The 23,307-nt window shown below is 27.3% G+C and carries 16 protein-coding genes and 1 tRNA gene; 4 read left to right on the top strand and 13 right to left on the bottom strand.

Going from position 1 to position 23,307, the window contains the following annotated elements; genetic code table 11:
* Positions 1 to 651: 651 nt before the first annotated feature.
* The 6 genes from KXZ80_RS07075 to KXZ80_RS07050 all read right to left on the bottom strand — a co-directional run bounded on the left by KXZ80_RS07075 (position 652) and on the right by KXZ80_RS07050 (position 11,124).
* Positions 652 to 2,556: an FtsX-like permease family protein gene (locus KXZ80_RS07075; RefSeq protein WP_021432775.1), complete on the bottom strand. Its 1,905-nt coding sequence runs from the start codon at positions 2,554 to 2,556 to the stop codon at positions 652 to 654.
* The gene (locus KXZ80_RS07070) at positions 2,556 to 3,302 is read right to left on the bottom strand and encodes an ABC transporter ATP-binding protein (protein ID WP_021432774.1); all 747 of its coding nucleotides are present in this window, start codon (positions 3,300 to 3,302) and stop codon (positions 2,556 to 2,558) included. Before KXZ80_RS07070 ends, KXZ80_RS07075 begins: the two co-directional genes overlap by 1 nt.
* A 167-nt stretch (positions 3,303 to 3,469) precedes the next feature.
* Complete coding sequence (locus KXZ80_RS07065; protein ID WP_021432773.1) at positions 3,470 to 4,651, bottom strand: cytochrome c biogenesis protein/redoxin; 1,182 nt, start codon at positions 4,649 to 4,651, stop codon at positions 3,470 to 3,472.
* A 144-nt stretch (positions 4,652 to 4,795) separates the two neighbouring features.
* Complete coding sequence (locus tag KXZ80_RS07060) at positions 4,796 to 6,934, bottom strand: YhgE/Pip domain-containing protein (RefSeq protein WP_021432772.1); 2,139 nt, start codon at positions 6,932 to 6,934, stop codon at positions 4,796 to 4,798.
* A gap of 18 nt (positions 6,935 to 6,952) precedes the next feature.
* Positions 6,953 to 9,100 (bottom strand): YhgE/Pip domain-containing protein, encoded by a 2,148-nt coding sequence (locus KXZ80_RS07055; RefSeq protein ID WP_021432771.1) that lies wholly within the window; start codon positions 9,098 to 9,100, stop codon positions 6,953 to 6,955.
* A gap of 146 nt (positions 9,101 to 9,246) precedes the next feature.
* Positions 9,247 to 11,124, bottom strand: a complete 1,878-nt coding sequence (locus KXZ80_RS07050; RefSeq protein ID WP_021432770.1) for a sensor histidine kinase — start codon at positions 11,122 to 11,124, stop codon at positions 9,247 to 9,249.
* 196 nt (positions 11,125 to 11,320) lie between these two features.
* On the opposite strand from KXZ80_RS07050, the gene KXZ80_RS07045 reads away from it, so the two are divergent.
* Entirely contained in the window at positions 11,321 to 11,827 is a 507-nt protein-coding gene (locus KXZ80_RS07045) for a hypothetical protein (protein WP_021432769.1), read from the top strand.
* A gap of 81 nt (positions 11,828 to 11,908) precedes the next feature.
* Positions 11,909 to 13,282 carry a transporter permease gene (locus KXZ80_RS07040; RefSeq protein WP_021432768.1) on the top strand — a complete coding sequence of 458 codons (1,374 nt, stop codon included), beginning with the start codon at positions 11,909 to 11,911 and terminating at the stop codon, positions 13,280 to 13,282.
* 54 nt (positions 13,283 to 13,336) lie between these two features.
* Here the strand turns inward: KXZ80_RS07040 and KXZ80_RS07035 are convergent, their stop codons facing one another.
* The 4 genes from KXZ80_RS07035 to KXZ80_RS07020 form a co-directional block, all read right to left on the bottom strand.
* On the bottom strand, positions 13,337 to 14,836 hold the full coding sequence (locus KXZ80_RS07035; RefSeq protein WP_021432767.1) for a thiol-activated cytolysin family protein: 1,500 nt from the start codon (positions 14,834 to 14,836) through the stop codon (positions 13,337 to 13,339).
* A gap of 152 nt (positions 14,837 to 14,988) precedes the next feature.
* On the bottom strand, positions 14,989 to 15,246 hold the full coding sequence (locus KXZ80_RS07030) for a hypothetical protein (RefSeq protein ID WP_021429386.1): 258 nt from the start codon (positions 15,244 to 15,246) through the stop codon (positions 14,989 to 14,991).
* Between the two features lie 37 nt (positions 15,247 to 15,283).
* Positions 15,284 to 15,940 (bottom strand): pentapeptide repeat-containing protein, encoded by a 657-nt coding sequence (locus KXZ80_RS07025; protein WP_021429378.1) that lies wholly within the window; start codon positions 15,938 to 15,940, stop codon positions 15,284 to 15,286.
* Between the two features lie 78 nt (positions 15,941 to 16,018).
* Positions 16,019 to 16,094, bottom strand: a tRNA-Met gene (locus tag KXZ80_RS07020).
* Positions 16,095 to 16,238: 144 nt separating this feature from the next.
* Here KXZ80_RS07020 and KXZ80_RS07015 point away from each other — a divergent pair.
* Positions 16,239 to 17,156 (top strand): patatin-like phospholipase family protein, encoded by a 918-nt coding sequence (locus KXZ80_RS07015; protein WP_021432766.1) that lies wholly within the window; start codon positions 16,239 to 16,241, stop codon positions 17,154 to 17,156.
* A gap of 52 nt (positions 17,157 to 17,208) precedes the next feature.
* Here the strand turns inward: KXZ80_RS07015 and KXZ80_RS07010 are convergent, their stop codons facing one another.
* Positions 17,209 to 19,113 carry a beta-N-acetylhexosaminidase gene (locus KXZ80_RS07010; protein WP_021432765.1) on the bottom strand — a complete coding sequence of 635 codons (1,905 nt, stop codon included), beginning with the start codon at positions 19,111 to 19,113 and terminating at the stop codon, positions 17,209 to 17,211.
* 19 nt (positions 19,114 to 19,132) lie between these two features.
* Entirely contained in the window at positions 19,133 to 20,131 is a 999-nt protein-coding gene (locus KXZ80_RS07005) for a DUF4003 family protein (protein ID WP_021432764.1), read from the bottom strand.
* Between the two features lie 195 nt (positions 20,132 to 20,326).
* On the opposite strand from KXZ80_RS07005, the gene sstT reads away from it, so the two are divergent.
* Complete coding sequence (gene sstT, locus KXZ80_RS07000; protein ID WP_021432763.1) at positions 20,327 to 21,541, top strand: serine/threonine transporter SstT; 1,215 nt, start codon at positions 20,327 to 20,329, stop codon at positions 21,539 to 21,541.
* 52 nt (positions 21,542 to 21,593) lie between these two features.
* Here sstT and KXZ80_RS06995 read toward each other — a convergent pair whose 3' ends face one another.
* Positions 21,594 to 23,279, bottom strand: coding sequence for a BCCT family transporter (locus KXZ80_RS06995; RefSeq protein WP_021432762.1), 1,686 nt, complete (start codon positions 23,277 to 23,279; stop codon positions 21,594 to 21,596).
* Between the last annotated feature and the right edge of the window lie 28 nt (positions 23,280 to 23,307).

Genomic DNA, 23,307 nt, shown 5'->3' with positions numbered 1-23,307 from the left:
ATTATACTATATTTTTCTAATTTTTTCATATTTTGAGTTCATATGACACTTTTAAGATCTTATATTGAATTAATTTTGATGAAATTTTAAGCTATAAATTTTCACATAAATTAAAAAGCAATAATATATTTTAAAACAAACTATATCATTGCTTTTTTTGATAGCTATATTTATTTTTTGTATTTCCACACTCCATCTATATAGTTGCATATACGTCAAAATACCTTTTTAATTCTTTATTTCTTATTTTACTTCCATCTGTCACAAATGATATATGTTTGTCAAAGCAACTAAAATTAAGGATTTCTATCATTACTTTCAATTTACTTTAATTTCACCTATCGCATTAGTAATTGTTAACTTTATATTTATAACCCTAAGTATTTTTTACTTCTGTAATATGTAAAAATACCTATATTAAAATATTCTTATTAGTAGCAACATTAAGTATATTCTCAACACAACTCTATATAAATTATAGTTCACTTATATAACGAATTTGATTTATAAAAAGTTTTATAGTTTGTAAAAATTTTCCTATATGATTATATCAATAAAAATTCATTTTATTTAATATTTAATTTTATAAAACATAAAAAAGCCGATTAATATAAATTTTCTTTATATTAATCGGCTTTATATTCATTATATTTAATCTAAATATCCTGGTATTTCTTTTGCTATTCCTTTTATATATTTTGATTTTAAAACTATAAAATATACGAAATATATAGCAAAGAATATAAATGACACAGCTAAACCTTTAACTCCAACATTCATTCCTTTTGCTGAACTTAACATTATTACACTAAATATTGCATTTAAAAAACCTACAATATAAGGAATAAAGAACATCGATCCTATTTCCACATTCAACGTTTTTTTCATTTCTTTATAAGACAATCCTATTTTAGATAGATTTTTATATTTTTCTTTGTCTGTTATTAAATCTGTATAGAATCTAAAATATAGGAAACTACAAGAACATATAAAGAATATGATTCCTATAAATGTTCCTATGAATAACAATGCTTTGTTTAATTGAACTTCTTGATTGTAATGACCTGGTAAATTAGTAAAGTAATCATAATATTCACGTGTATCATAATTATTATTAGAAATCTTTTTAATTGCATCTTGAATTTTATCAGATGTTTTATGACTATTTTCCCAATTATTATAATCATAACCAAATATATTAAAAGTAACATTACTCTTATCTTTTTCTAATTTTGAGTAAATATTATCATTTACTACTAAAAGAGAATCCATCATCCCTACATCAGTTATTCTATTTGAAGCAATGCCTTTTACCTTTAAGTCATTAGGTCCTACTTTAAGATTAGTTACTTCCTTTAATCCATCTCTATATTTAGTGGTATCAAATCTTGGTATTATTAATGTTTCATTTTCTTTTAATTCTACATTATTTATTCCTAACTTTTTACCTACTCTATTAAATTCGGAGTTTCTTACTACATATTTTCTACTATCTCCTATGTTTAATATTTTAAAAGATGTTTTATTAAAATTATATCCAGCTTCATGTAATGTATCTTCTATAATTTTAATTTGTTGGCTTTCAACCTTATTATGCTCAGATGATGTAAGATTTAATATATATGGATACATAGATTTTGCATCATCTAATTGAGTTGCTACTACTGTTGATAATGCACTTATTGCAACTAATGTTCCTGATAACAACATCGTATTTAAAAATAATAGTCTAGAGTTATCTTTAACTTTATAAACTAAATTACTTATCCATAATACATTCGTCTTATTCATATAATACTTCTTATTCTTTTTAAGTATATTTAAGGCAAATACAGTAAATTGTGAAAAGAATAGGTATGTTCCTATTATTACACATGCAATAACAACATATTCCATTCCTTCAAATCTAGTTCCTATGTATCCCACAGATAATATGATTATACTTAATATAGCTAAAAACTTAGAATTTTTAGGTTCTACTTTTGGTTTTTTACTTCCATTTAAAAGCTCTATAATTGTTTTATTTTTTACTAAAAACATAGTCATAGGACTTGATATACTAAATAATATCGTAAATAAAACTATAGTTATTAACATTGCCTTTACTGGAATGTACATTTGTGTTGCTTTTATACTAAAAATACTACTTGTTAATGCTAAAAATGGCTTAGAAAATATTAGTCCTAACACTATTCCTGATAATATAGCTAATAATCCGATTATTGTTCCCTCTAAAAATATTAATTTTCTAAACTGCTTATCCGATATTCCTATTATTTTTAAAGTACCAAATTCTTTAAATCTACCTTTTATGAAAGTACCTAAAGAATAAAGTATAAATAATAATGAAACTATACTAATAACAATTTCAGTTGTTAAAAGCGAAAAATATAAAGTTGACCCATTTTCTATTTGAAGGTTTGCAACATTTGGATGAAATAAACTTGTAGCAAATGCAAAAAATATCATTATAGATATAGTTGAGCTTAAATAATACCCTAAATACGATTTGAAATTTCTAATTACGCTATTATATGCAAACTTCTTAAAATCCACTATCTAGCACCTCCTATTTGAGATAGCACTAATAGTATTTCTTCATAGAAGTCTTCTCTATTACCTTTTTTATTAAGTTCTTTGTAAATTTCTCCGTCTTTTATAAAAATGATTCTGTTACAAAAACTTGCAGTATAAGGCTCATGCGTTACCATAAGCGTAGTCATTTTATTTTCAGTATTTATTTTTGTAAATAAATCCATAACATCATCTGTAGATTTTGAATCTAGATTTCCTGTAGGTTCATCGGCTAATAAAATTGATGGTTTATTTATTATTCCTCTAGCTATTGCAGCCCTTTGAGTTTGTCCTCCTGATACTTCAAACGTTCTTTTGTTTATTATCTGTTCTATACCTAGCTTTTTAGATATTTCATTTAATCTATTATTCATATCTTTTACTGAAGCTCCATCTAATGTTAAAGGAAGTACTATATTTTCACCAATTGTTAAAGTATCTAACAAGTTAAAGTTTTGAAATACAAACCCAAGTTCATTTCTTCTGAAATTTGCTAAATCCTGGCCTTTTAATTCATGCGGGTTTTTAGAGTTTAATATTACTTCACCTGAAGTTGGTCTATCTATTGTAGATATAACATTTAATAAAGTTGACTTTCCACTACCACTTGGCCCCATTACAGCAACAAATTCACCTTCTTCTATAGACAAGTTTATATTTTTTAAGGCTTGATAAGATACCTTCCCTTCATAAGTTTTAGATACATTATTAATTTTTAAAATTTCCATATATACACACAACCTTTCGTTTTAATCATGTGAATATGTTATCTTACTTTTAATATTTTTAGTATTCATTTACATTACATAAAAATTACAATTCTGTAAGATTAAAAACATTGACACTAAAAATGGCTCAATCTAAAATCGATTGAGTCATTTTTTAATAGATCTATTTACTTTTCTCCCTCTATAAGAGATTTCATAGTTTCTTTATCCATAGCTCCAGGTACATATTGTGTAACATATCCATCTTTATCTATTATAAAAGTTGTAGGAAATGCGCTAATCCCATATTGATAAGCTAAAACCCCATCTTTATCCATAACAACAGGGAAATTATATTTATTTTGATTTAAAAAATCTTTAATATCCTCTTCGGTTCCCTCATTCCCTAGATTAGGAGAGGCAACTCCTAAAATTACAACTTCATCCTTATTCTTATTGTATTCTTTATATAAATCTTCTATATGGGGCATTTCACCTCTACAAGGAGGACACCACGTTGCCCAGAAATTTAAAAATACAGTTTTTCCTCTATATTCACTTAGCTTATGTTCTTTTCCATATTGATCCTGTAAAGTAAAATCTATAGACATTATTTTATCATTATCTTTATTTTCAGAGCTTTGATTATTTTGATTTATTTCACTTTTATTACTACTAGAGTTATAAATTTCTAAACCTCCATTTATAGCCATAACTAAGCCAGAAACTATAAGTATTATACCACCTACTTTTCTTATTAATCCCATATGATTTCTCATATTGTCAATTGATTTAAACAATTTATTATAAAACATAGAAACTATTATAAATGGTAATATAAAACCTATTGTATAAATTAAAATTAATAAGTTTGATGTAGCTATGTCTTTTGAATTTGATGCCATAACAAGTACAGATGCTAATATTGGACCTATACAAGGGGTCCATCCAAAACTAAATGTAAATCCTAATAAAAAAGCTGAAATTGGATTCATATCTTTAGGTTTTATATTAAATCTTTTTTCTCTATTTAATATAGATGACTTAATAATGCCTATATAAAATAGACCCATAGCAATTATTATAATGCCTCCGAGAATCATTATGAACTCTTTATTTGTATTAAAAAATGATTTAAGTACATTTACCGATGACCCTAATATAAAGAATGTTACAGATATTCCAAGCGTAAAAAATATAGTATTTTTAAAAAGTGAACTATGTATAAATGTTTTTTTATCGTTTTTTAAGCTATCTATACTACTATTTGATAACATACTTAAATAAATAGGTAGTATTGGCAATATACACGGAGAAAAAAACGATATCATGCCTTCTATAAAAACCACTATTAAATTAAATTTATCCATTGTACCTCCTATTTTTTCTTAATTTACCATAATTTATATCTTTAATAATTATATCAATTTAATAATTAGTTTGTAATAAGTAACTTTAAAGTAACCCGAACTATTTTAATTAAAAAAGGCACCTAAAATAGGTGCCTCTTTGTTTTATAATCCTGATTCTTTAAATTTCTCATTTACAAATTCTGTAGCATTGTGGAATGTCTTCTTAAATACAACTAGTGCTAAGAATATTATAAAGAATAAAGCTAACATTATTAAGTCATGATAAACCGCATCCATACTAGGACCTGCTATAGCTTCTCTAAATCCATCTATAGCGTAAGTAAATGGCCAAAACGGCTGTAATACTTCAAATATTTTAGGATTTGTTTGTATTGGGTATATACCACCAGACCCTGCAATTTGAAATACCATTATTACTATTGCAATAGCCTTACCAATATTACCAAATAATGATACTAGAGTAAATATCATTGTTGTAAATAAAATTGACGATACTATTGTAAATAAAAATAATAAAGGTACACTTACAGGCGCTTGGAATATAAATATATCCCCTATTGCTATTATCAATGATTGTATAAGCGATACAGTCATAAATGTAAGCATCTTTCCAAAATGCTTTTGAACTAGGTTTGTGCGTTCTCCTTCTAATTCTTCACATTCTGTAGTAAGCAACGATGTAGCTAAAAGTGCTCCTACCCATATTGCAAGAACTGAATAAAAAGGCATTAATGCAACTCCAAATATTCCAGCCTTGTAAAGTTCTTCTGTTTTAACATTAACTGGAGATGCTATAAATGAAGCTATTTCTTTCGAATTTTTATCAAGTGTTGAAATTAACTTATCTAAATTTTCATCTGTTAATATATTAGTTTTTTCAATTAATACATCTAAATCTTTTTCAAATTTATCTAATTGTTTAGCTATGTTTTCAGATTGTTTTATAGCTAAGTTGCTACTTGATATTCCAAAGTTAGATAGTGCATTTAACTGAGGTACTAAAACATTTATACTGTCTAGTACATTATTCATATCACTTGAACTAGAAATCATAGAGTTCCCTACACTATTTAAAACACCTGATATATCTGAATTAAATGTTCCACTTATTAAATTTAGCTTGCTATTAAATGCATTAGATAAATCTAATAAAGAATCTAGTTGTTCATTTATTTTTTCTTTTCCTTCGTTGTTGCTAATTAATGATTTTATACTTTCAAGTTTTTCACTTTCTGAATCAAGCATACTACTTAACTTTTTAAGAGAACTTATTACATTATCAACTTTATCATTACCTATTTTTTCAAGGCTTGATATAAGACTATCAAGATTTCCTTGCATAGATGATATTGTATTTAGTATTGATTCTATAGCTTTTTCCAAATCTTCAGTAGATCCATCATTATTTAAATCTTTTAAATTATTAATTTGATTTTGTAAGTTGCTATTCATACTATTTATCGCGCTCATGCTACTACTTAAATTTTGAGAAGCATTATTGTTATTATTTTGAGTAACTAAAACCAAATCTTTACCATTATTTATAACTGATTTTAAATCATTTACTTCTTTTGTAATTAAAGGAAGATTCCCTTTAGTATCTTTTAAATATTTTTTTAAATTATTAGCATGTGTACTAGCTTCTTTTACATAACTATCAATTTTTTTCAAATTACTTGCTGTACTATCTAATGTTTCTTTTAACTCAATTATTTGAGGTTTATTGTCTTCTAACTTAACACCAAGTGATGTAAGGAAACTAAATGCTTCTTTATTTACAGTATCTACAAAGTTAGATTTAACCTCTTCCACCAACTTATCTTTAGCAACATCTGTAATTTTTGTAGCTATTGCATTTACTTTTTCATTAGCCTTATATATTATATTTGGCTTTTGTGGGTTTTTAGTTGAAAGAGATGCTAAATCTTTTGAAAAGTCGCTCGGTATTTCAATTAAAGCATAATATTTACCCTCATTTAACTGATAATTTCCTTGCCACTCTTCTGTAAACTCCCAACCTATGTTATGGTCTTTTTTAAGGTTTTCAACAATTTCATCTCCAACATTTATAATCTTTCCATTAACTGATGCACCTTCATCTTTATTGACTACGGCTACAGGTATATTCCCTGTATTTATATATGGATTCCAGCATGCTTGTATATTTACCCATGCATATAGTGAAGGTATTAAACAAAGCCCGGCTATTATTATAAAGGCTGCTGGAATACTTGTTATGTGCTTTAAATCTCTTAAATATATTTTAAAAACTTTTTTCATTTCCTCACCTCTATAAAATTACTCTGATAATCCAGATTCTTTGAATCCTTTTTCAAACTTTCTAACAGATTCATTGAGTCTTTCTTTTAAGAAATACCCTATCATTATAGTAATACCTGCCATAAATATAAGTACGAATGTATTAAACATAATAGTACTTAAAAGTGGACCAGCTATAGCCTCTCTTAAATTGCTTAATGTATATGTAAATGGGAAAAATGGTTGAAGAATTCTAAATATTAAAGGGTCTACCTGGATAGGATATGTTCCCCCAGAACCTGCTATTTGAATAACCATTAATATTATCCCTATCGCTTTTCCTATATTTCCAAATAATGATACTAGGGTATATAGTATTATTGTAAACACAGCTGAAGATAACACTGTAGTAAATATAAGCAACCCTAAACTATCAGTTTGAACTCCTAATACAAGTTTGTCTCCAAGCCCTACTATAAATCCTTGTATCATTGCAAAAAATACAAAAGTAATCATCTTACCAATATATCTTTTCTTTATACTTAACCCAACAAACTCATCAGCTTCTGTTGTAAGTAATGATGCTAGTACTAATCCTCCAACCCATAAAGCTAATGTTGTATATATAGGAGCCATTCCTGAACCATAATTTTCAATTGGATATATTGGCTCTGATTTTAAGTTAAATGGATTTGACAAATAATCTCCCATAACTTGAGGCTTACTTTGTAGTATAGCTATTATTGAATCTAGATCATTATCATTTACTTTTTTAAGTTCAGTACTTAATAAGTGTATAGTATCTTTAAATTGATTTAACTTCGTCTGTAAATCTTTTGTCATCTCTGCTGTTAAATCGCTTCCTTTTGATGCATATCCTAATATTTCATTAGTTGCTTTAACTAACCCTTTAGAACTATCAACTAAATTGGCTGCATCTTTTGTTGATGTTATTAAGCTATCTGCAGTTTTATTTAGAATAGGTCTAACTTGTGAATCATACGAATTTATAGAGTTGTTAGTTCTATTTGATAATTCACCAGCTGTTTCATTTATTGAATCAATTGCATCTTTCATAGAATCCGCTGATCCATTTAATTGACCTTTAAGATTATCTAATTTTGATTGTTGTTTATTAAGTAAGTCTTTTATTTTATTTAAATCCCCAATTAATGCTGTTATCTTATCATTTGGTCTTACATCGTTAAATTTATTTAAAAGATTAATAACAGAATCAATTTGAGATTTACTATTATTTAGCTGACTTTCTAATTGTGATATAGATGAACTTACTATTTCTTTAGAATCAGAACTTGAATTGTTCAATCTATTTACTATGTCTTTTATTTGATTATTTTGATTATTAATTTGATTTAAAGTAGATTTAACCCCATTTAATGAATCATTTAAATTATTTTTTATATTACTTAAGTTTTTACTTGCATTCATATTAGAATCAGAAACTGCATCAATACCTGTTGTAACTTGTGGTAAAGTGCTTTGAATATCTTTTAAATATGTAGCTAAATTTTCTGAATTTCCATTTACACTCTCAAGTGCAAAATTAACAGCATCCATATGCTCATCAAGCTCTATTATAGCTTTTTTTAATTTTAATATTTTGTCCTTGTTTTCATTAATATCTTTACCATATATATTTAAAGCTGAAAATACTGTTTTATTTACTGTAGCAATGAAATTTGAATTAATTTGATTAACAAGTGTTTCTTCAGCTACTTCTGTAATTTTACCAGCAACTGGGTTAGATTTTGTATCTACTTTATATATTATAGTTGGCTTAGTTGGATTTCCACTTGTAACACTAGTTAAATCTTTTGTAAAGTCACTTGGTAGCTCTATCATTGCATAATAAGTTCCATCAAGTACTCCTGCATTAGCTTTTTTTTCATTTACAAATTTCCATCCTATACTTTTATTTTTTCTTAACTCAGTTATTACATCATTTCCCACATTTAGATGTTTACCATCTAAAGTTGCTCCCTTATCATTATTAACTATAGCAATTGGCACATTGCTAGTATTTTCATAAGGATTCCAACATGCTTTAATATTTATCCAAGCATATAAAGATGGTATGATGCACAATCCTATAACTATTATAAGTGCTATTGGATTTTTAATTAGATTTTTCATATCTCTTTTAAAAATCTTTATTGAATCTCTCATATTCTCCTCCATTCATTTTAGCTTTGTTAGAAATCTTAACATCAACGAGTATATTATACCATTATTTAACAAGTAAATTAACGTTTTATTATAACAAATAAAAAAATAGTCTATATATTAAATATACAGACTATTTCATCATTTCATCATATACATATATCCGAAAACTCTACAGATATTTGACTTTCGTTGTTAATACAATCACTATTTTCGTAACTATGTTTTGAACAATCTTTTACTAATGTATTTGGCAATACTATAGAAAATCTACTACCTTTTTCTAAGTCACTTTTTACCTTTATACTACCATTATTCATTTCCACTAAAGATTTAACTAGATTGAGACCTATACCACTACCTTGTATTTTTGAATTGTTTTTAACCTGTTCAAATCTTTCAAATATCTTATCTATCTTATCTTCTGGAATCCCTATGCCTGAATCTTTCACACTAATTTCTATATTATCTTTACAACTTATAAAAACTTCAATTATCCCACCAGGTTTATTGAATTTTATAGCATTAGAAATTAAATTCAAAATTATCCTTTCCATATTATCAGGGTCAAATGCAATAATTTTTTCTTCTACATCTGTATCAAATATTATAGATAAATTATTACTTTTTACAAATTCAGATACAGATAAACATATGTTTTCCACATAACTAATAATGTCTTTATTTTTAGGATTATAGCTAAAACATCCCGACTCTAACCTAGTAGTATCAATTAAATTGTTTACCAATTTTAGTAATCTCTTACCATTTTGGTCTACTATATTCAGATATCTTCTAAAATACTCAAATAAATCTTCATCTAGTAAGTTCATTTTTAAATTTAAAACTTGTAAAGAACTCAAAATTAAGTTTATAGGTGTCCTAAGTTCATGTGATATGTTAGCTAAAAAGTCCATTCTCAATTTTTCAACTTCTAACTCCCCTTTTTTAGCTTGAGTTATATCACTTATTACACATATTTTTTTCATTACATTTCCGTTCTCATCTAATAAAGATACAATTCTAACCCAAAACCATTTTTCCTCTTTGTTTTTGTTAATTCCTCTAAAAGTCATTAACATTGGATTTTTATAGTTATAATCATACTTTTCATCTCCTTGTGATTCAAAACTCTCCCAGTTTTCTTTCCAAACATTTATATCATCATATAGCTTTTCAGATTTAGTTCCAAACACACGCTCAAAAGACGGACTTATATAATAAGCCTTTTTTTCATCAGCAATTACAATTACTTCTTCAATATTATTCGCTATTTCAAAAAAAGTTTTCTCGTTTTTTTCTATATTCTTTAATAATTCTATTTTATTTGTTATCTCAATTGATATACCTATTGTTCCTAATAGTAAACTGTTATTTTCTTCAGTATAAGGCCATTTAGCAGTTTGAAGGTACATATTCTTATTATTACCTGTATTTATAAACTCTTCAAAAACCTCTAATTTATTGTATTTAATAATCATATTATCTTTTCTTACAAATTCGTCTGCACTATCTTTTGGAAATAATTCATAATCAGTATGTCCTATAACTTCATCGTAAGTTTTATTAAAGAACTGTAAAAATTTCTTGTTTACATCCACATATACACCATTTCTATTTTTTATCCATGCTACAAAAGGTGAATTTTTTAAAGTTGATGATAAATTCATATGTTGTTTACTAATTTTAGTGAATCTAATGTGGTATTCATCACTTTCCGTCCCATATACATCTACATTAAAATATGAGTTAATTCTTTTTACATAAATCTCTTTTATATATTTTTCATTTTTCTTTGATTTATCGAAAATATATTCCCACTCTTCTCTTTCTTTTTTTGACATTGTATTTTTTACATAATCAGTGCTTTTTTTGTCACTTGCACTACCAAAAAATCGCTCATAAGCTTTATTCGTATCTTTTATTTTCATCCCTATATATTTTTTATTTTCATCTCTTATAATTTCTATATGTAAGTATGCTATAGGGCTATCTTCTATCATCTTTCTATATATATAATTTGACATTTTATCCCCCGATTTACTTTTTATAATTTAATTTTATATAATCTTCTATTAAATTTCAATATTTTACCTATTTTTTTGTATATTTGTATATATATTTAATTTTATATGCTGTTTTTTATATTTAATTCTAAATGGTATATTAAATATTTATTTAGGAATTATAATAATAAACTTTTTATAATAGGAGGAATTCATATTGAAAAAAAAATATACAGTTGCAATTATGTTAACCTTAATAATGTATACTTCGATAAATTGTTTTTCTGTATCAAGTGCAAATACAAATACTACAAATGTTAGTTATAACACTATAAGCACAACTTTATCTGAGTATATAAAAAATTTAAGAACTTTAGATAATGATATTTATATTCTAGGTAAAGCTATTTTTACAAACTTGTCTGAAAATAAAGACATGGAATCTAACATACAAAAAGACATTAACTTTACTATGGAAAAATTGAAAACTATTAGAAATAGTCTTTTAACATACTCTAAAGGTATTAAAAACGATAATTTAGAAACAAGAAGTGCAACATCACTAATAATAGCTGCAAACTATTATTATTTAGCTTTAGAAGAACTAAATTTTATTTTAGATAATTATAAAGACTCAGATATATATGATGCTTCAGCTAATTTCTTTTATGATAAACTTTTAGGAAGCCAAACTGTAGACTGGGTAGATAATAAAAACAAATAAAAAGTATTTTTAAAATTCAAGAGTAACTAAGATAAAAAACTCTTCATATAATGGACTATCACATAGAAGGGGGATAGTCCTATGGTATTAAGTGGAGCCCACTATATTTATATTTTTTTCATCGTAATAATACTAATTGCTATGATGATGAAAAAGGATACAATAGTACCTTGTATACTAGGAGTTTTTTTCTTAGCATTATTTTACACAAATAATATAGCATCATCTATAGGTGCAGTATTTAATGGATTGATTATATCACTAGTAGAATTAGGACCTGTAATAATGATTATTTCTATTATGGTAGCACTATCAAAATCATTAGAAAGTAATTATGCTATAGAATATATGATTAAACCTTTTTCAAAAGTAATCAAAAATGAAACTACAGCTTTTTTTATTATAGGATTTACGATGTTACTTTTATCTTGGTTTTTTTGGCCTAGTCCTGCAGTAGCTCTAGTTGGAGCAATATTTCTTCCAATAGCTATAAGGTCCGGTCTTCCAGCTATTGGTGTAGCTGTATCATTAAATTTATTTGGACACGGTTTGGCACTTTCAACAGATTTTATAATTCAAGGCGCACCTAGTATAACCTCAGGAGCGGCAGGTGTAGAAGTTTCTGATGTCATCAATAATGGTATGGTTTTATTTTGGGTTATGGCTATAGTTACGATTGGTGTGGCATTTTATATGTTAAAAAGAGATATAAAAAATGGATTGTTTAAAGATGAGTTAAACAACGTTAAAGAGGTTTCGATAAAACAGTTTAATATAAAAGCTAAGATTGCAACATTTCTGGTTTTAATTTTATTTTTATTAGATGTTGTAGCTATGTTCGCCTGTGATTTAAAAGGAGGAGATGCAACTGCATTACTCGGAGGAACTGCTATATTTTTATTAATTATAATTAATATAATTAACTATGGTAAAAAAAGTCTTGAGCAAATATGTGATAACATTACCGATGGATTTTTGTTTGGTATAAAAATATTTGCAGTTATTATTCCTATAGGAGCATTTTTTTACATGGGAGAAGTATCTCCATTAACTCAGTTATTAGGTGATGTTTTGCCAGTAGGGTCTCAAGGATTGCTTTCTGATACAGGCATATATTTATCTCAAATAGTTCCTCTAAATAAATATATTGTATGTTCTATGGAAACTATTGTAGGATTTATAACAGGGCTTGATGGATCTGGTTTTTCAGGTATGGCTTTAGCTGGCTCAACAGCCTCTGTGTTTGGTACAGCTATAAATGCTAATGTAAGCACCTTAGCAGCACTTGGCCAAATTGGAGCTATCTGGACTGGAGGAGGATGTTTAGTGCCTTGGGCAGTAGTTTCTGCTGCTGCTATATGTGGTGTAAGCCCTTTAGAACTTGCAAAAAGAAATTTAATTCCAGTTGTGACAGGTTTAGCTGTAACCACTATAGTTGCGATGTTTATTATTTAAAATAATATAAAAAGCCATTTAGTTTTATCAACTATAATGGCTTTTGTTCATATTTTAATTAAATTCAATACTAGTTCTTGGACTAAGCGTAGTTCCCCAAATAGATACATTTATATTCTTAGATAGAGGAACATTATGTTCATCTATAACAGTTCTCCACCATTCCCAAGCTAGTCCAGTACATTCTCTAGCTAAAATGTTTATATTTTTAGAATTAGCTTCTAATGGTATTACTGTTGAAAAATGAGCAGTTCTATCATTGTTGCTTCCATTCCATATTTTATGAGTTAAAACTTCATTCCCATTTTCATCGTAAGATACTTCATCCCAAGATACATCAAATTGAGCAACATATGCTCCACTGTGATCTAAATTAATTTTTCCTTTAGAGTATTCAGTGCTTGTAGTTTCTATATAATCTGTCTTATTGTGTACTGCAGCAATTGAGTTATCTTTTAAGAAAGTACTTGTATATGAAATTGGATATGCAGGATTTTTCAAGCTAAAAGTAGCATTATTTTTTATAACATTTCTTATTTCATCAAAATCTTTACTTATTATTTTATTATGTTCTTGTGCATCTCCACCTAAAACAACAGCTGTAAATGAACTATTATCATATATATCTTGATATTGAGAACTGTTGCTCACATTATTATTTTTTATCAATGCTTTAAAAGCAGATTGAACATCTTTACTTTTAGATGTAGTTTCTAGTTTTACATATATAGTTCTACCATAAGCTACATTAGACACCATAAGTGGTGGAGTTTCATTACTTACACCTTTTCTAACTAATTCTTTAAAAGTTACATTATCGTCAAATAATTCAGAAGGATTGTTTGGAAGCTGTGCACTTACAGTGTAAAATATTTGTTTATATGCTGCAATCATAACCTTCTTTTCTCCATTTGATATCGCATTGAAATCTATTCCAAGTGAATTATCAAGCAACTTTGCGTTAATATTAAGTGCATTAGAAATTTGAGATTTGCTATATACCATAGATTCTGTATATTGTGTTCTAGCAGGTAATGTATGTGTCTGAGAGTTTTTATCACTCCAATTAGATACTAATTCATCAACGGCCCCTGATACATTTGAATATGTTGGATTTTGAACAGTAGTAGTATTTTCTTTTTTCATTCCAGGTAAATCAATGCTTATATCAATAGGCTTTCTCTTACACATTAAAATATTAGGTCTATTTTCTACAAAAGAATCATCTGCAAGTTGCAGAGCTCCTGGATATGTACGATCTGTTACAGAATCTATAATAGATATATCTACTGGAGATGTTGTTAATGTTTTTTTATTTCTTTCAACTACAATAAATTTATTATTGGTCTTAAATCCTTCTCTTGGAGTTACATTTTCAATACTGTCCCCATTACTAGCTAATACTTCATTTTTATTATAACTTAAATTTGCTATACCGTTATCTATATCCTCACTATTTGAACTTTGTGCAAAACTTGTAAGTGTATTAAAACCAATACCTATAACGATAGTAAAACATGCAACTATGTTTTTTATATTCTTGTGCCTTATCATAATATACCGCCCTCCTCTATTATATATATACGGCTATATATATTAAAAACTTAGAGTAAATGTTAAATTTTTAATATAAAGAAAAAAGAGATTCCCTTTATCAGGTAACCTCTTTTATTCTGGCAAATTATTTAATAAAAACTTATGTTTTTTTATAATTGACTTTTAGGTTTTAAGTCAGATTGGCTTAAATGCTTTCTTATAATATACACAGTTCCATCTTTCTTAAATTCCGCTTCATATGAATATCCATATTTTTCAACCTCATAATAGTCCAGTATCTTAACTTTATCCCCCGACTTTAAAGATATAGTTTTAGTGTTTGTTTCACTTCCATCAATATGAGCTTTAAGTCTTCTATTTTTTGCTATACAAGCAATATCATTTATTTCAAATTCTCTTTTTATCATGTATTCTCCTTAGTGTAATTTAATACAATTTTATTTATTATAAAAGACCTTGATCTTTATATGTTTGCAAAGTTTTTATTATATAGCTTAATGTCCAAAATTCCTTGTCCATTTTTTCTGATATTAGTAATAGCCCATCAATTAATTGTTTTTCTTTAAAGTTTTCTAAAAGAATCATTATGCTTATACTATTTATTTCACCATCTTTTGTATCTAATGTTCTAGATTTTTTTACGAACTCATTTTGCATAGCTAATTTTATTGAGTCTTCAAGTTTCTCACTTACATCTAATTTAGGCATTTCATCAAATATCTTAACATCTGATGAGTTAAATTTGATATTTACAGCTTTGCTTAAATCTGTAGATAAAAATATAGTATTTTTAAATTGAGCTCCTGAAAAGTCTACACCTTCTAAATTTACTGAATCAAACACAGTATTTTCAAATTTAGCTTTTTTTAACTTACTCTTTTTTAGGTTACTCCCAATTAACTCTGCATTTTTAAATGTGCATCCATAAAAATTACAAGATTTGAAATGAGCTCCTCTTAAACTTGTAAAATCAAAATTAGACCCTGAAAAATCACTATTGTAACAATTACTTCTCTTTAAATCTTGATACATAAAATTTTTATTCAGTTTTTGTATCTTATTGTATTTTAAACCTTGCTCCATATTCTGTTTTCTTACCATCTTGTCCTCCGCATTCTTTTTTGTATATTAAAAAAACTCTTATACCTAGTGATATAAGAGTTTGAAATTACTTATAATTGGTTGCGGGAGCAGGACTCGAACCTGCGACCTTTGGGTTATGAGCCCAACGAGCTGCCAACTGCTCCATCCCGCGATATTTAATTTATCTAATATAATAATATCACATTAAATACAATCCTGCAACAACATAAGAACTATTTTATCTGCTTTTAACTTTTTTTATTACTTTTCATATTATATAAAGTATTAAATTTTAATTGCGGTGGTGTGTTTATATATGAAAGCAAATTTAGTATGTAAAGGTGGAGGAATGAAAGGTATAGCATTAGTTGGTGCTATAGCATGTCTAGAAGATAGCGGTTATGAGTGGGATAGATTAGCTGGTACTTCAGCTGGAGCTTTAGTTGCTTCATTATTGTCTGTTGGATATACATCATCTGAAATCGAAGAAATTTTATATGATATAGATTATCCCAAGTTTAAAGACAAAAATATTTTTCAATTTATTCCCTTTGCAGGAGATTTATTAAGTGTTACCTTTCATAAAGGGATTTATTCAGGAAAATACTTAGAAGATTTTTTACATGAAAAATTTAAACAAAAAGGAAAGACCAAATTTAAAGATGTTTCTGTTAACGGAGAAAGTAAACTTAAAATGATTGCTTCAGATGTAACTAGAAAAAAGTTACTAGTTTTACCTGATGATTTAGTTGACTACGGTTTAGATCCTATGGAGTTTGAAATATCTAAAGCCGTTAGAATGAGCGTAAGCATACCCCTTTACTTTTATCCAGTTGAATTAAAGTATGATAATAAATCATGCTTTGTAGTAGATGGAGGATTGCTTAGTAATTTTCCTATATGGATATTCGATACAAACTGTAATTCTAAGTATCCAACAATTGGTCTTAACTTATCTGAAGATACAAATCAAGAAATTCATGAGTCTAAAAATCCAATTCATTACTTACTAGACATTGTAAAAACTTCACTATATACAAATGAAGATGTCTATTTTAAAGAAAAAGACTCCTTGAGAATAATAAATATTCCTACATTAAATGTTTCTGCAACAGACTTTAATCTTCCAAAAGAGACTATGGAAGAACTCTATAAGTCTGGATATAAGGCCTCTCAAGTATTCGTAGTTAATAGATACTTAGAAACTTATATCTCAAAATATGGTTTTAACTAAACTTAATTAAAGGTGATACTTATTTTACTAAAAAAGTATCACCTTTTACATTCTACCAGCTAATAATATTTTGTGTTGCTATATCTTTATATCTATTTAAATTTATCTGATTTGATTTTTCAGCGTTAACGCAATTATACATAAGTAGATCCTCTTCTAATTCTTCAATTATATCTATATCTTCTCTTATGTAACTTTCTAACCTATATAATGTTGATACAACCCTAGATTTTACTCCTCCAAGTCTTATATCTATTACTTCAAATCCTTGCCCTTTGCACTCTTTATACCAAAGTTTTCTAAAAGAATTTTGAAGATTATCAATTTTAATTAGTAAATTTTTCAACTCTAGTTCACAAATTTGTTTTAAATTATATCTATCTTTATTTTTATAAAAAGTTCTTATTTTTAATCCAATCGTAGACTTTATAGATAAAACTTTAGCTAAGTCTGAATACAATTTGTACATATCATAATATACTTCATTTTTATCAGCTATTTCTAATAGCTTTTCGGACAAATTGCTATAATGGAGTTCTAAAAATTTTGTACCTTTATCCTTTACTAGTTTCTCTATATGTTTATCAAATGCCCCCAATAAAATATCCTGGTATAATAAATATTTCGAAGGATTAACAAATCTTAAATTTTCACTATCTCCGTCTTCTATCTTATCAAGATTCTGAAGCTCAAAGAAATTTTCTAGATTTAATTTAGTAATAAACTTACATCTTTCACTTATACACTTCATATTTACTTTGTCTGAATACGTATGTTGAGAAAATAATATTAATCCTGGTAAAATCGTATCAATAGGAGTTTCATCTCCATCATCTCCCCATGCGGTTATGATTACTTCATCTATTCCTTTTTCTTTACAAACTATCATCGCTTCATTCATAGATTTAAAAGTTTGATCATAGCATGGTACTATTCCTGACCATTTCCATATACCACCTGCAAAAATTACCCTTTTATCAAATACTTTTCTTATTTCAAAAAATTTTCTGTATATATCAGATTCTTTGTGATAGTAGTCCCAGTATACCAATGACAAGTTTTCAGGTATAGAATTAACTACTTCTTCACTTATAACAGCATCTTGATCATAATAAAATCCATTTGGTGATCCAGTTCTGAAAAACATGTCATCCCACATCATAGGTTTAAATTCATAAAAACCACATATTCTACAAACTTCTTCCAAATGTTCTGTCATAATCTTATAGTGGTGAGTATATCCATTTTTATCTAAGTATCTACCTCTACCTAAATCAAATGCTTCGTCCATTCCTATATGTATTTTATTGCTTTTAAAGCATTTTCTTAAAGATTTTATCATAGTTTCTATAAAATCATATGTATTTTTATTCCCTACAAGTAATACATCCGCTGTGTCCTTTATATCTTTTGCATATTCCCATTTTAAAGTTTGTTTTAAATGAGCTAGTGTCTGTATGCATGGTATAACTTCAATACCTAAACTATCTGCAAAATCATCTATTTCTTTTAACTCATAAGAAGAATACTTTCCTCTCAAATATCCAAAATACGGTAAGTTTTCTATTTCATATGTATCTTCTGTGTATAACATCATTTGGTTAAAACCTAGTATTGATAAGGATACTATTATATCTTTTAATTTATCAACTTTATAAACGCAGTTTCTTGATACATCTATCATAGGTCCTATGTATTTAATTTTTTGCTTTTCTTTTATTCTTAATTTTTCATCCCCTTCATTTTGTGCATACAAACTTATTGCCCTAAATAAATGATGTTTATTTTTATATTTTATAATACCTCTTTCCACTTCGATATCTAATTCATCTTCTTCATTGAGCTTATATACATATACTGTTTCTCCACTTATATCAAAATCTATATCTAAAACTCGTTTAATTTGAAAAACTTCTTTTTGCATTTGATCATCTATTCCCAATAAATTTAACTTCATATTTCCCCCTAAATTAATTTTAGTTTGCAGATGAAGCTGCACTCACTGCAGCTATCATAGCTACCATAATAGCAATTTCAATAGCTATAATTATTTCTAAAAATATATTATTTGTTATTGTGTCTAAATTACCTTCTTCTTTGAAACAATCAGCATATGCAGAAGCGACAATAGCAGCACTTATTATATTCCTATTGTTCTTACCTAGTGACCAATTTCCAAAACCTTTCACATCTTTTAACTTATCTGATACCTCTTTTATCTGTTTAGCTAAAACTTCTTCGTCACATTCTAATAATGATATAGCTCCTATTAGTGGATATCCATATCCATCTATTTTGCAATTATTATTTTCTAAAAGTTTTTTTATTCTTAATACTTTATTTAAACTTTCTTCGTTTTTATTTTTATCAAAAACCATTACATGTGAAAGTGATTGAAGATTATTGGATTTGTAGAATCCTTTTGAGTTAAGAACTTTATAGCAATTTTCCATATATTCTAAATCACTATCTAAGTTTTTTGAGTTTATAGCTATAAGTGCTGCCCTACAATAATCGTCACTTGATGTCAAAAATGGATGATTATTTTTCATAAAGTCATATACGTATTTAGTTCTATAAATAGCTGTATCTATATCTACCTTATTTTTATTTTGATCTATTATAATAGCTGTAAATGGTAGATATGTGTCATTGAAAAATTTATTTTCTTTTAACTTATTATAAGTATTTAATATTGAATTAAATGACTCTTCTTTATTTTCTTTATTTGATAATAAGTTTGATAGATAAAATAAACTATGACCTCTAAAATTTGAAAATATCCCTGTGTTATTTTTAATTACTTCTATACTCTCTTCAACTTTAGACGGCACTATATACTCATTTTTTATTGTAGATGATAATATACAACTTTGTTGCATCATCCCCATTTGCCAAGAACCTTTTACTTCTTTTATTTTTTCATTATTTTGTATTAATAAATCTACTTTATTGTTTATCGTAATTTCTAGCATAACTTCATCCCTCTCCCCTATAAACCATTATTCTATTTTATATGTATATAGTTTATCATAATACACACACTTGTTTATTGTTTTTTTAATTTTCTTAAAATTCAAACATATGCTCCATATTTTTTTAATAATATTAATTAGAACTAACTTAATTATTATTAATCATCAAAATAAATTTTTAAAATAGGAGGTACGATGGTAAATTTTCTTAATAAGTGGAACAAAATTAGTTTGGTTAAAAGGATTTTAGTTGGTTTGATTATAGGTATATTACTAGCATTAACTATACCTAATGTAGCTAAGCCAATAGTTATTTTCGGATCATTATTCGTTGGAGCTCTAAAATCAGTCGCTCCGATTCTTGTATTTTTTTTAGTCATATCCGCTATTTGTCAACACAAGCAAGGTCAGCAAACTAATATGAAATCAATAATATTTCTTTATCTTTTAGGTACATTTTTAGCAGGGTTGGTTGCTGTTATCGCAAGTTTTTTATTCCCTATAACATTAACTCTTAGTTCTGGCGTTAGTAAGATGGCTCCTCCCGGTGGAGTTGTAGAGGTTTTAAAAGCACTCCTTATGAACGTTGTTGATAATCCTGTAATGGCACTTTACAATGCTAATTATATAGGTATTTTATCCTGGGCTTTAATTATAGGGATTGCACTTAAAAACGCTTCTTCATCTACTAAAACAATGATTTCAAATGTCTCTGATGCACTATCTCAAGTAGTAAAATGGATAATTAATTTTGCTCCTCTTGGAATTATGGGGCTAGTGTTTGATAGTATATCTACTCAAGGAATAGAGTCCTTGCTTAGCTATGGACAGTTAATTATGTTATTAGTAGGTTGTATGCTTTTTATAGCACTTGTAGTAAATCCACTTATAGCTTTTATTGGAATTCGTAAAAACCCTTATCCACTTGTTTTTAAATGTTTAAAAAACAGTGGACTTACAGCGTTTTTCACTCGTAGCTCAGCTGCGAATATACCTGTTAATATGCAATTATGTAAAGATTTAAATTTAGATAAAGATACTTATTCAGTTTCTATACCTCTTGGAGCTACTATTAATATGGGTGGTGCTGCAATTACAATTTCTATACTAACACTTGCAGCCGTTCATACTCTTGGAATAGAAGTAAATATTATTATGGCTCTATTACTTAGCTTATTATCTGCGATAAGTGCTTGTGGGGCTTCTGGGGTAGCTGGTGGATCACTTTTACTTGTACCTCTTGCATGTAGTTTATTTGGTATCCCAAATGATATCGCAATGCAAGTCGTAGGAGTTGGATTTATAGTTGGCGTAATTCAAGATTCCTGTGAAACAGCTATAAATTCATCTACTGATGTTTTATTTACAGCTGTAGCTGAATTTTCAAAACTACGTAAAGAAAATAAATAATCATATTTAAAAATGCGGTATAATTTTTCATACCGCATTTTTACTATTTACACTACTCACTTTTATTATTATCTCTAATCGAATGATTACGTGAAAGTCCACACGACATTGCATCTACTTCTGTTTTATTTATATCTTCACCTTCATACTTGGTAGTTTTTAAAACATAAGATTCAGGCTCATATTCATCAGTCTTATCATATAACTTATGATTAACTAACATTTTTACTAGGCAAAATGCTAGTGCTATCATAAAAAATAATATTGGAAAACCTGCAACAGTTGCGATTTGTTTAGTTGCATCTATACCACTAATTTTACCTCCTGCACAAATTAGGTTTACAATAGCCATAGAAGCCATTAATACTCCCCAAAATATATTTATTTTGTAGGAAGTCTTAGTTTTTTCATTCTTATCTGATTTTATTGATAGTTTTGTTATAGTTGTTGTAACAGAATCGCACATTGTAACTATAGAAATAAATATAGCCAATATAAAAAATATAGATAATATCTTTACAAAAGGATATTTTGTTAAGAAAGCGAATAGTGATACTTCCATTCCTGAACTTTGTATGGATGACCATAAATCTCCATATGAAAGCTCTTGGTGTATAGCCGCTCCTCCAAATATAATAAACCATATCATACCAAATAATGCTGGTATTATTAAATTCATTACCATAAATTCTCGTATAGTTCTTCCTTTACTTATCATTGCAAAAAACATTCCATTTAAAGGTGCGTATGCTAACCATATAGCCCAGTAATATATAGGCCACCATCTAGGCCAATCAGATCCATCAATAGGACTTAAGTAAGTTGATATTTGCAAGAAATTACTTGCAAAATTGCCTAAAGCTTGTGTCCCTAGAGATAATATAAATGATGTCGGTCCTAATACAAATATAAAAACCATAAGTCCTATAAATAACTTTGTATTTTTATCTGATATCCATTTGATTCCTTTATCTATTCCAGTTATGCTAGATATTATATATGTTATAACTATTATCGTCACAATAATAATCCACGTAAATTTATTATTAGGAACTCCAAGTATTATATTTAATCCTTTACTAATTTGCATAGTTCCAACTCCCAATATAGCAGCTACTCCACCTGCCATAGCAAACAAACATATATTATCAATTAAAGACTCTAATTTATAATTTACCTTTTTGTTGAATAATGGGTATAGTACAGAACTTACTCTACATGGTAATTTCATATTATATATTGCAAAAGCTATACATACTCCTGATATTGCATACATTGAATACGGGTAAAACGTCCAGTGTGTAAAAGATGTGTTCATTGCAAACATAGCTGCAGACTCACTTCCTGGAAGTATACCCATAGATTCTGGAGGATTCATAAAATGGGTTATGGGCTCTGCTATTCCCCAAAATAATATACCGGTTCCTATACCAGCCGTTAATGATATGCAAAACCAATTCCAATAACTCATAGTTGGTTGTGCATCCTTTCCCCCTAATTTTATAGATCCATATTTTGAAAACATTATCCACAAACATATAATCAAAAAAAATACAGCAGATAATTGAAATAACCATCCAAAGCTTTTTGTAGCCCATGTTACTATATTATTTTCAATGTTATACAAAATATTTGGTTTAATAACCCCTATTGTAATAACAAAAAAGAATATTAGCGTCATAGGTATCATAATAGATTTTCTTACTTTCGCACATTCTTCTAAATTTTTATTTATCACAACATCCCTCCTACTTTTTCAATAAATA

It is taken from the genome of Paraclostridium bifermentans (assembly GCF_019916025.1).
Classification (GTDB): Bacteria; Bacillota; Clostridia; order Peptostreptococcales; family Peptostreptococcaceae; genus Paraclostridium; species Paraclostridium bifermentans.
This window is presented reverse-complemented; position numbering and strand designations above follow the sequence as displayed.

Bases quoted from the DNA above. Each gene is read 5' to 3' on its own strand.
- KXZ80_RS07055 (WP_021432771.1), bottom strand. From the start codon at position 9,100: ATGAGAGATTCAATAAAGATTTTTAAAAGAGATATGAAAAATCTAATT.
- KXZ80_RS07050 (WP_021432770.1), bottom strand. From the start codon at position 11,124: ATGTCAAATTATATATATAGAAAGATGATAGAAGATAGCCCTATAGCA.
- KXZ80_RS07025 (WP_021429378.1), bottom strand. From the start codon at position 15,940: ATGGTAAGAAAACAGAATATGGAGCAAGGTTTAAAATACAATAAGATA.
- KXZ80_RS07040 (WP_021432768.1), top strand. From the start codon at position 11,909: ATGGTATTAAGTGGAGCCCACTATATTTATATTTTTTTCATCGTAATA.
- KXZ80_RS07030 (WP_021429386.1), bottom strand. From the start codon at position 15,246: ATGATAAAAAGAGAATTTGAAATAAATGATATTGCTTGTATAGCAAAA.
- sstT (WP_021432763.1), top strand. From the start codon at position 20,327: ATGGTAAATTTTCTTAATAAGTGGAACAAAATTAGTTTGGTTAAAAGG.
- KXZ80_RS07035 (WP_021432767.1), bottom strand. From the start codon at position 14,836: ATGATAAGGCACAAGAATATAAAAAACATAGTTGCATGTTTTACTATC.
- KXZ80_RS07065 (WP_021432773.1), bottom strand. From the start codon at position 4,651: ATGGATAAATTTAATTTAATAGTGGTTTTTATAGAAGGCATGATATCG.
- KXZ80_RS07070 (WP_021432774.1), bottom strand. From the start codon at position 3,302: ATGGAAATTTTAAAAATTAATAATGTATCTAAAACTTATGAAGGGAAG.
- KXZ80_RS07060 (WP_021432772.1), bottom strand. From the start codon at position 6,934: ATGAAAAAAGTTTTTAAAATATATTTAAGAGATTTAAAGCACATAACA.
- KXZ80_RS07005 (WP_021432764.1), bottom strand. From the start codon at position 20,131: ATGCTAGAAATTACGATAAACAATAAAGTAGATTTATTAATACAAAAT.
- KXZ80_RS07015 (WP_021432766.1), top strand. From the start codon at position 16,239: ATGAAAGCAAATTTAGTATGTAAAGGTGGAGGAATGAAAGGTATAGCA.
- KXZ80_RS07010 (WP_021432765.1), bottom strand. From the start codon at position 19,113: ATGAAGTTAAATTTATTGGGAATAGATGATCAAATGCAAAAAGAAGTT.